An 8,528-nucleotide genomic window follows, 5' to 3' on the forward strand; every position below is an offset into this window, starting at 1 on the left:
TGCAGGAAACAACGGAGCCATACTATGTACCCGAAAGTACTCCCCTGCATACTCAGCTGTTTAATTTTCAGAAATCTAAAGAGCGTGTCGCACTGGTGGTCGATGAATATGGCGATATTCTTGGCCTGGTGACGCTGGAAGATATCCTGGAAGAAATTGTGGGTGATTTTACCACCGATGTATCCGACTCCAGTCAAGATATTACCCCTCAGGAAGACGGTAGCTACATCATTGATGGTTCGGCCTCTGTAAGAGATATTAACCGTTCTCTGGGTTGGAAGTTGCCCACTGAGGATGCAAGGACGATCAACGGTTTGATCACCGAGATGATGGAGTTTATTCCGGAATCCAGTGTTTGTCTCAAGATAGGTGGCTACCGGTTTGAGATTATGCAGGTCAAGGACAACCGGGTAAAAGCAGTGAAGATTTTCACTGCTTAACTTGAATGATTAATTTCGCTGAATGAATTTTGGTTTTCGCCAGCCCGAGGGTTAGCGATTTTGCGGGTGGCTGTGGCTGGCATGAAACTGAGGTGCATCCAGTGGAATAGTGGTGTTCAATCCCACGTTCAGAAATTCTACCAGCATTATGGCGGTCAACCCCCAGATCAGATATTCACCGTATTGATACGAGGGCATGGAGTAGGTTTTTTCGTTCATACTCCAATGGTGAAACTGTAGATTGTCCGGATTGGTGAGAAAGTCCAGTGGAACGTGAAAAATGCGGTCCAGCTCTTCAATATTGGCGCTGAGCGACAAGTTTTCCGGCACAGAGCCGATGACAGGGATCACTTTGATACCGAAGCGGGAAATGACCGGCCCCATAGTGCCCAGAATCTGAACTGAAGATGGTTTCAGGTCTATCTCTTCCTGGGATTCTCTCAGGGCGGTATGGATCAGGTCACGATCGTCGTCTTCTCGTTTGCCGCCGGGAAATGCCACTTCTCCGCTGTGTTTGTTCAGGTGAGTAGCCCTTCGGGTCAGGATGATTTCGGTGGCCTGTCCCTGGTTATTGGTCACCAGAGGTACAAGAACGGCGGCTTCCGGAAGAGGGGTGTCTATACTTCTTGGCTGATGTTTGTGGAGTCTTCGCTCAATATCTGTAATCAACATATAACACGGGAATCTCTGGCTTTCACGGCGACATTCAGATGCTTAAAAAAACAGAATGGCATTGGAAAAGGCGCCGTTGGAACATTGTTATTATCGACCTTGGATACCAGACTGCCTGTAACACCGGGCAGGGCTATCATTCCTTAGGTGCAACGCTGTTTTTTCGTGCTTTAAAAAGATCATAACACAGATGTTTTTTACAGCGTGCTCCATCTGGTAAAGAAATGTTATGCATTTTCTACGCCAATTTTGATTAAAGTGACTTCGGTTATGAATCGGGTTAAGGTGAAGAAAGATTTTCATAGTTAGAAGGAAAAACAGTGAATTTCTGCAGTGAATGTGGTGCTAAGGTCAGTAAGAAGATCCCCTGTGGCGATAACCGATTACGTGATGTTTGTGACGACTGTGGCAAAATTCACTATCAAAATCCGCTAATCGTCGCAGGTTGTCTGCCGGTCTACGAAGGTAAAGTGCTCCTCTGCAAACGCGCTATCGAACCGCGCAGGGGGTACTGGACATTGCCCGGCGGTTTCATGGAGCTGGGAGAAACCCTCGAACAGGCTGCCCTTCGGGAAACCATGGAAGAGGCCGGAGCAGAGGTTACGCTCCAATCATTGTATACCCTGTTTAATATTGTTCATGTGAGCCAACTCTCGGTATTTTTTCTGGCTCATCTTGATAAACCTGAGTTCTGCGCCGGTGAAGAGAGTGAAGCAGTAGCTCTTTTCAGCGAAGAAGATATTCCATGGGATGAATTGGCTTTCAATACCATCAGTCGTACCCTTCGCCATTACTTCAGTGATCGTCAAACAGGTTGTTTTCCTCAGCGGATGGAAGATATCGCACTGCCTGACCGCAGAGTGCTTTCTTAACTAAAGGATTATCCTACATCAGGTTGGAGCAGCGTGAACGACAGGCCGGAAATTACCGATCAGCAGTTAGTGAAGCTGGCAGGCGGGAAAGCTTTTTCCCAGGGGAAGGGATACTACCAGGAAGGCCGGGTCGGAGAGCTGTCGCTTCAGGGTGAGAGAGTATCTGCCAAGGTCATGGGTAGCGTGGTATATCGGGTCAATCTGGTTTATACCCAGAGTGCCCTGGACGGCAGTTGTGATTGTCCTGCTTCCGACGGTATCGACTTTTGCAAGCATTGCGTTGCTGTGAGCATGGTATTACGGGATAAAGTATCTGTGCTCCGGTTGAAAGAAGGCGCACAGGCCACCGACATACTGGCAGCTTATTTATTGCAAATACCCAAAGAAGAGCTGGTGGGACACTTTGTTGAAATGATAGACAGTAGTCGTTCAGTGCGAGAGCAATGGTTGCTCAAGGCTGAGACAGCGTTGGGGATAATGGATAAAAAAACCATCCGCAAACGAATAACCGCCGCCATTCCCTATAATCGTCATTGTTTTAGATATGCCCAGGTCAGGCAATATTTTGCCAATGTTGAACAGGTAATATTTGCCCTTGAATCGCCACTAAAAAAGCTGGCAGCCAGTGACCAGATGGCGTTGCTGGACTACGCTATGTCCCGAATCTTTCGTGCGCTGGAAACCATCGATGATTCAGGAGGTTTCAGGTTTGAGTCTATCGCTCAGCTACAGAGGATGTATGTTGAAGCCTTTGCTGCACTGAGTGGGTCTGAAGCGTCAAAAGCCCAACATCTCATGGAATTACTACTCAGGCATGAAGGTGGATGGCATGGTCGCATTCCGGATGATTTCAGTGAGGTAATGACTTCGGAGTGTTGGGAAGCTTTCCTTGATATCGCCCGGGCCCGTTGGGATGGGTTACCCAGGCTTAAGAGTGATAACTGGCGGGATCGATTCATTTATGACCGTTTGCTGAGGATTCTGCAAGTCGTACCCAAGCTGGAAAATGACTACAAGACTTTGATCCATCTCTATAAAAAGATCGCCAGGACAGAGGAGGAGTATCTGGTTATTGCCCGTTCTCATATGGAGCTGGGTGAGTATGATGAGGCCTGGAATTACCTCGATATGGCCCGGCAGGGCAGTAGTTTTAGTGAATCGGCCCGGATTCATGAACTGCAACAGTTACTGTTATTGAAGACGGGGCGTAACACTGAAGCTTTGCAGGACGTTTGGGAGCAATTTAAAGAGTCACCGACACTGTCTACTTTTGAGCACTTACAAGAGCTTTCAGAAGACCTGAACAGTCAGGAAGACTGGCGGCAAAAAGCCATAGACTGGATGAAAGAGCGGGTTGTCAGCACTCAGGGTTATCACCACCACCGTGTGTTAAACACACTGATGATGGCTTTTCTTGCTGGATCGGATCTGGAGTCAGCCTGGCAACTGGTCACAGATGCAGATCCGGATGCTACATTGCTCTACGAGCTGAGAAAACATTTTCGGCAAGATGGAGAACGTTCTCGTTTTCTCTATGAGAAGCTCGTTAAGGATTGTGTTCAGAAAAGAACGAGTAAAAGTTATCAAGAGGCGGTTGAACTATTGGTTGAATGCCAGCAGATATTGGCAGGACTGAATCAGCCGCAGGCATTTAGTCGGTGGCTTGATGAGCTGCGTGAAGAATACAGGACTAAAAGGAATTTTATGCGTTTTCTCAATGAGGCGTTTCCCGGACTTTAAACTCAGGAAACGCTTACCGGCCAGCTTTCAAAGGCTGGCTCTTCATAAGGGTGTGCCGATCTCAACGCGGCAATGGCTGCTTTCAGGTACTGCTCCTCACAGATCATTTCAACCTTGAATTCCTCAACGATTTCCACCATATCCTGCCTGCCAATGAAAGGGTCGCTGCCATTCAGCGGTCTGAACTGACCCTGGCCAGCTGTTTGCCAACAACAGCTGTCGTAGTTTTCGTAACGCCCGGCACCAGTCGCAAAGACGGCAGTTTTCACCGATTCAAGATGACTTTCAGGAACAAAAAAGCACAGCTTATGCAGGGTCATGTCATTGTCCAGCAAAATGATTGAAAACCGGATTGGCATACATCTTCAGGAACCAGGGTTGATGAGCCTTTGGGCACAGAGCCAAACGGTCATCGAAATCTCTGACTTTACTATCAAGCGACTCATCCGGGCAAAATTTTTCAAATAGGGCTTTTAAAGAACACTCTGTCACATGGGGATAGGCACTGCGGAGTCGATCAAAGGCAATCAGATTGGAAGCAAACAGGTAATAGTTCTGATGAACCTGACGATCCACTTCTTCAACAACCTGGTTGGCGTTTTCATACTTTTCCTTCAGCGGTGTGCCAAAAGCTACATGGACACCGCCTTTGAAACCATTAATGCCAGTCACGATGCTTTGAAGGTCTTCACCTTCGAACTTTTCATAATTGCCCTGGGCTTCAGTCGCGAAGAGTTCCCTGGCTTTGGCCAGATCGCAGGGGTCGTATTCGTAAGCAATTGATACGGGTACCAGGTTCATGGAACGAATGCTGTCGGCAAAAGAAGTATCCGCAGCTTTTCGGCTCATATGAAACATCTTGATGATGGCGGAGTCGGTTTTGTCATCACCGTCTTTTGCCCGTCCTTCACTCTGGGCGATCCAGACGGGATGCCCGGTATCAATGGAATGATGAATATAGGCTGACAGTGTCTGATAAGCCTTGAGCTTTTCCCGGCGGCCTTCTATGGATCGTTTGACGATAAAACTTTTGTTGAGGCGCATCAGATCACTGACAAAAGGTCTTTGCAGCAGGTTGTCACCAATGGCTATTCGAACGGTTTGCATGCCCTGTTTATAAACAGCGAGATTGACAAAGGCAGGATCCATAACGATGTCCCGGTGATTAGACACGAACAGGTAAGCCTGCTCTTTGTCGAGTTGGTCCAGTCCGGAAAAGCTGATGCCGGAAGTGCTGCCTTCAATGACACGGGTCAGGTAAGGTTCAATGACCTCCTGCAGTCCATCAATGTTATGAATGTTCTTTAGCTTGTAGCGCAGTCTCATAGCAGTCAGCCAGCTCGCAACACCACCAAGGAAGCCTGGCATGTTGGGGTACTGATGATGTACCAGCGCCTGAATCAGTTCACGGTCCAGCAACAGGCGGTTCAGGACAGGCCTTACCTCTCGATCGTGATAGGGGCGGATTTCTTCAAAGCGTTCCATCTGTTCGGGATTATTGCCTTATATAACAGCGGTGAGTTAAACCGTTGAGTATATAGGTATTAAAACAAAGGGTCTGTAGCGGGGTTGTGGCACTTTGTAACGGTTTGAGAATTAAGGTGGGTGGGTGTATGTATGTTTGTTGATGTGGGTTTCACTGATTTATGAGTTATTCAAAATTGAAACCTTGCAGTATTCCCTGTCTCGAGTGTGTATACTCCGCCCCTACGAACACATCAGCGTTCCAATAATGAAATAACTGGGCAGTCGTCTGCTCAAAATGGCTAGAGGTAGCAGATGTCATTGAATAAAAAGTGCTGCGGTGGGCTGCTGGCCTTCTCATTGCTGTTTTCCCTGAGCGGTTGGACTGCTGACTTTTCCAGCCTGCTTAAGCAGGCCAGCTCCGGCGACGAGCAGGCCATACTTGAAGTGGGTAGCCTGTTGGTGGCTGGTAAAGCGAAGCCGGAAAATGCCAGTCAAACCCTTTCTCTACTGGAACCTCTGGCGAACCAGGGCAATGTTCAGGCGGAACTGTTGCTGGGTAAGGCCTATCGAGAGGGGCTGGGTGGTGTCACCAAAGATCCCGGAAAAGGGTTTCAACTGATCGAACGTGCGGCAGGTCGGGAAGGCAAGAGTGCAGAGGCTCAGTACGAGCTGGGGAAGTCCTATTATGAGGGAGCAGGTACAGACCGTAACCTGATTGCTGCTTATATTTGGACTGCTCTGAGTCTGGAAGATTCTGCGGGAGATTTTCAGACTGCGGCCCGTAAACAGAAGCAGGAACTGTCTGAATTGCTTAACCCTGCCCAGAGAGCTAAAGCAAATGAACTGATCAGTCAGATCAGGACGGTCTATCTGAAGTAAGCTGGCTTTACGACGGTGGCTGTGTTTTTATAAAAGTATGATTAAAATATTCTGTCCTGATAATCTCCTTGAGGCCCAGTGCCTCAAGGATGTTCTGTTGAACCATGGCATTGCCTGCCATCTGGGAGGTAGCTATTTGACGGGGGCCGTTGGTGAACTACCCGCTAGCGGTTTGCTAGCGCTCTACGTTGAAGATGGCGATGCCGGTCTGGCCAAAGCAATGATCGAAGATTACCTCAAGGCGTCTCCCGTTCTGGAAGACTCTGCTGAGGTTCAGGAAGACTGATTATGTGTGGTCGTTATACGTTGATGGCCGACCAGATCAGCCTGAGCTGGCTGGGTATTCGTCAGCCAGAAGCCAATATCCCGTCCTACAATGTTGCGCCTGGCGAACAGGTGCTTATTGTCAAACATAATAATCAGGGCGATTTAGAAAATGCTCGGGTTAAGTGGGGGTTGGTTCCTCACTGGCTGCAGGATTTTTCCAGAGCCCAGATTAATGCCAGAATCGAAACCGTTGCCGACAAACCGATGTTTCGCAATGCCCTGAAAAAGCGACGTTGTCTGGTTCTGGCTGATGGCTGGTTCGACTGGCAGAAAGTGCGGGACCGCAGTCAGCCCTGGTATATACGACCGAAGTCGGGTGGATTATGTCTCTTTGCCGGTCTTTGGGAAAGTTATCCTGTGGATGACCAACTAAGTTTCGAATCCTGTGCAATCCTCACTTGCCCTGCTATCGGCGATATATCACCGTTGACCGAAAGAATGCCTGTTTTGTTGCAACAGAAACAGGCTAACGATTGGCTGGGTGAAAATTATGAGACGGTTTTTGACAGTCTGAGCAACCCGGCTGAGAAGGTTAGCAAGCTGTCTTTTTATAAAGTGGGCAGAGTGGTGAATAACGTCTCAAACAAGGGGCCAGAGTGCGTGAGGAAACTGGTAGCTCGCAATTAAAGCACTCCCTCGTTGCTCACGACAAAAAGGTGAGGGGAGTCAAGAGGCCCCCCTGTTCCGATTAATGGGTACCCGCTCCTGAAGTGCTCCGAGGATCTAGTAATTGTCCAATTATGATGATTTTTTTGGTTATTTTATTATGCAATATATAAAGAAATGGTCGACTAAATTGGATTGATTTTCTCTGATTGCTCTCCACAAACGATCTCGAAAATGACATGTGTGTGACAGCTGCGGCTCGGGTTCCATCTTTATTAACCTCAATTGCGCAATGTTGACGAACCACATTAATGTAAACAGGTAGAGTGACGGATAGCATAGTTCCTAATTCGAGGGGGTTTGTAAAAAGAGAATGTAAACCTGTTCTATCGAAAAATTTCTTCAATTCAATGTTCGAATCAACTTTAAAGGGTGGAAGTCCAAGAGAGATTTTTGAATATGATGGGCGTGATTCTTCAGAGTTTAAGGATGAAAATAATGCTTTTATTATTTTTGGTGATATCTCATGAGGCATTATACCTTCCGGAGGTAAAACCAAAATCATTTCATGCGCCCCCTGGTAAGGAACAGTAACTGCCTCCCAATCATTATGATTTGTGTATTGTATGGAACTGATTTCCTACTCCATAAACTGCTCTAAAACAACTCTCTGGTTATTGGGTAAGGTAAATACGCCTGTATTTCGGACATTAAAAGACCTTTCCCAAAGCCCCTTGAAGTAAATAGAATTTATGAGTGCCAAGGTGGTATCTGGGGGCCATTGGTCGACGTGGCAAAATTGAGGAACCATGCCATGGGTTAATTGGCTAAATAGTCTGTTGAGCTCATCAGCGAGGTTTTGTAAAAATACACGGTCGAAGAAGTCGACTTTATCACGAATATCGGCGTTTATTTGTTTAAGTCTCTCACGATAAGTTTCCCGAAGTTCAAGTTCACTGGACAAGAGCAAACAATTCTCAATGAAGTATTCGTCCCGTGCAAAAGATGTTGCGATTGATGCTGTTGCACCGGATGACTCAGAGTAATTATCCCCCAGGTAGCTTTGTAGCAGTCGCCTGGTTTCGCCAGTAGCCCCCATGAGTATTAGTGCCAGTGATCTGAAAAGGCCATCAGGGGAGATAAGAAAATTTTCAGGCGTTTCTTTTGCTGCCTGGCTAAATATATTTATGGCAAGCTCCAGATTCCCCTGCGATTCATCCGACTGTGAACCGGGATTTGAATCAGGATTTGCTGGTATTGCCGATTGGGAGGGCATTGTGTCATATTGAAGTTCCTCGTCAGGATTTTTTTCATGAAACGCTGGGGAGAGTGAAAATCTTTCACGATTCTGATTGAAGTCGTAGGTGTCACAGGTCTCGGCCTGAAGTGGCGAGGGTAGCGAAAGGAAATGAAGCAAACTGACTGACAGCAGAACACGACTGTACTGCAAGTTTATAACGGGAGACTTGTTTGATAGTACCATGTTAGCACCCTGTCTTCTTAATATCAGGGCTTGTCTCAATAT

At 47.3% G+C, this 8,528-nt stretch carries 9 protein-coding genes and 1 pseudogene; 6 read left to right on the top strand and 4 right to left on the bottom strand.

From position 1 onward, the window contains the following. A partial coding sequence (locus KDK16_RS04725) for a transporter associated domain-containing protein (RefSeq protein WP_257274914.1) occupies positions 1 to 440 on the top strand: 440 nt, incomplete at its 5' end. 51 nt (positions 441 to 491) lie between these two features. Here the strand turns inward: KDK16_RS04725 and KDK16_RS04730 are convergent. Continuing rightward, entirely contained in the window at positions 492 to 1,112 is a 621-nt protein-coding gene (locus KDK16_RS04730; protein WP_257274915.1) for a CoA pyrophosphatase, read from the bottom strand. Between the two features lie 320 nt (positions 1,113 to 1,432). Between KDK16_RS04730 and KDK16_RS04735 the strand changes: the two genes are divergently transcribed. Together KDK16_RS04735 and KDK16_RS04740 are read left to right on the top strand one after the other, a co-directional pair. Continuing rightward, complete coding sequence (locus tag KDK16_RS04735; RefSeq protein ID WP_257274916.1) at positions 1,433 to 1,984, top strand: NUDIX hydrolase; 552 nt, start codon at positions 1,433 to 1,435, stop codon at positions 1,982 to 1,984. A gap of 33 nt (positions 1,985 to 2,017) precedes the next feature. Next, entirely contained in the window at positions 2,018 to 3,724 is a 1,707-nt protein-coding gene (locus KDK16_RS04740) for an SWIM zinc finger domain-containing protein (RefSeq protein WP_257274917.1), read from the top strand. Between the two features lie 2 nt (positions 3,725 to 3,726). Here the strand turns inward: KDK16_RS04740 and KDK16_RS04745 are convergent, their stop codons facing one another. Beyond that, positions 3,727 to 4,044 (bottom strand): NGG1p interacting factor NIF3, encoded by a 318-nt coding sequence (locus KDK16_RS04745; RefSeq protein WP_306670724.1) that lies wholly within the window; start codon positions 4,042 to 4,044, stop codon positions 3,727 to 3,729. 1 nt (position 4,045) lies between these two features. Next, a complete protein-coding gene (locus tag KDK16_RS04750; RefSeq protein ID WP_257274918.1) occupies positions 4,046 to 5,209 on the bottom strand; it encodes a 1-acyl-sn-glycerol-3-phosphate acyltransferase in 1,164 nt (387 codons plus the stop codon). 294 nt (positions 5,210 to 5,503) lie between these two features. On the opposite strand from KDK16_RS04750, the gene KDK16_RS04755 reads away from it, so the two are divergent. From KDK16_RS04755 to KDK16_RS04765, 3 genes are read left to right on the top strand one after another with little or no spacing between them, the layout of a single operon-like run. After that, positions 5,504 to 6,070: a tetratricopeptide repeat protein gene (locus tag KDK16_RS04755; protein ID WP_257253438.1), complete on the top strand. Its 567-nt coding sequence runs from the start codon at positions 5,504 to 5,506 to the stop codon at positions 6,068 to 6,070. Positions 6,071 to 6,107: 37 nt separating this feature from the next. Then, complete coding sequence (locus KDK16_RS04760; protein WP_257253439.1) at positions 6,108 to 6,356, top strand: DUF2007 domain-containing protein; 249 nt, start codon at positions 6,108 to 6,110, stop codon at positions 6,354 to 6,356. A gap of 2 nt (positions 6,357 to 6,358) precedes the next feature. Beyond that, positions 6,359 to 7,024, top strand: a complete 666-nt coding sequence (locus KDK16_RS04765; RefSeq protein WP_257274919.1) for an SOS response-associated peptidase — start codon at positions 6,359 to 6,361, stop codon at positions 7,022 to 7,024. A 61-nt stretch (positions 7,025 to 7,085) separates the two neighbouring features. Here the strand turns inward: KDK16_RS04765 and KDK16_RS04770 are convergent. Beyond that, positions 7,086 to 8,486: pseudogene (locus tag KDK16_RS04770) on the bottom strand (serpin family protein). Between the last annotated feature and the right edge of the window lie 42 nt (positions 8,487 to 8,528).

The organism is Endozoicomonas sp. SESOKO4, from assembly GCF_024606275.1.